This is a genomic window from Vibrio sp. Vb0937, from assembly GCF_033338855.1.
Genome location: NZ_JAWOTK010000462.1, coordinates 1 through 1,037 on the forward strand (window position 1 = coordinate 1; position 1,037 = coordinate 1,037).

Here is a 1,037-nt window from a genome sequence, read left to right on the forward strand (position 1 = left end):
CGTTGGTTATCCACCAAAAAGCCAGTGGCTTCAATCGCCCAAAAAGGAATGGCTGCGACAAAGCCAATCAGCATACCCAGCAAGACTTCTTTGCCTAGAATCACAATCAACCAAAGGCCGTCAGTTTCGGCGGGCAATGCTTGCTCGTTTACGACGGGAAAAATAAACAACGCAAGTGAGCAAAGTACGCCGTTACGGATCATTGCGCCGCCAAGCATCTGTTTACTCAAAATAGGCAGAAAGATAAAGCACGCCATGAGCCTTGGTAGCGTCAAGCTATAAAGAAACAAAGCTTGGTGTAAATCGTCGCAACTCATCGTATTTGTGGAATTTTATCCAGAGCGAGTGAGGCAAAAGCGTGCAGCTCTGCACCTAGCCACTGCGTTGTGATGAACAGGGTGATGATCACGGCAATGAGCTTCACGACAAACCCTAACGTTTGCTCTTGTACCTGAGTCAGTGCTTGGATCAGCGACACTAAGGTGCCGACTAATGCTGCGACTAAAATTGGCGGCAGCGACAAGAACAGAACCAAAGTGAGTGCTTGCGTTGTGAAATGGATGATTTCTGCAGGATTCATTCTCTCTCCTTCATCAACCGTAACTCAGCACTAAGCCGTGCGTGAGTTTTGTCCAGCCATCAAGCAAAACGAAAAGCAGTAACTTGAAGGGCAGAGAAATGGTCATCGGTGACACCATCATCATCCCCATTGCGAGCAGAATATTGGAAACAATCAAATCGATAGCGATAAAAGGCAAGTAGAGTAGGAAGCCGATTTCAAAAGCCCGCGTTAACTCGCTGACCGTAAATGCAGGCAGCAACAGCAATAAGCTGTCGGATTCCAAACGGTCCACGTATTTTTGTGGCCACAGCGTGCGTGCTACGTCGGTAAAAAATATCGCTTCGGTTTCACGAATGTGCTTTTTCAAAAACTCGCGATACGGCTGTAAACCACTTTCAATCAGGCCCTCAACGCTGGCAGAGTCTTCCAAAGAAATGTCGTGCTGTTTTACGTAATCGTACGTTTCAAAGCCAAC

The 1,037-nt window shown here is 47.2% G+C and carries 2 protein-coding genes and 1 pseudogene; all 3 read right to left on the bottom strand.

Going from position 1 to position 1,037, the window contains the following annotated elements; all coding sequences use genetic code 11:
* Positions 1-317: pseudogene (gene vscT, locus R7P67_RS26530) on the bottom strand (SctT family type III secretion system export apparatus subunit VscT); the annotation flags it as partial.
* The gene (vscS, locus tag R7P67_RS26535; RefSeq protein ID WP_005464497.1) at positions 314-580 is read right to left on the bottom strand and encodes a SctS family type III secretion system export apparatus subunit VscS; all 267 of its coding nucleotides are present in this window, start codon (positions 578-580) and stop codon (positions 314-316) included. The pseudogene vscT and the gene vscS, both read right to left, overlap by 4 nt.
* A gap of 13 nt (positions 581-593) precedes the next feature.
* Positions 594-1,037: SctR family type III secretion system export apparatus subunit VscR (gene vscR / locus R7P67_RS26540; protein ID WP_318086545.1), on the bottom strand; the 444-nt coding region annotated here is incomplete at its 5' end.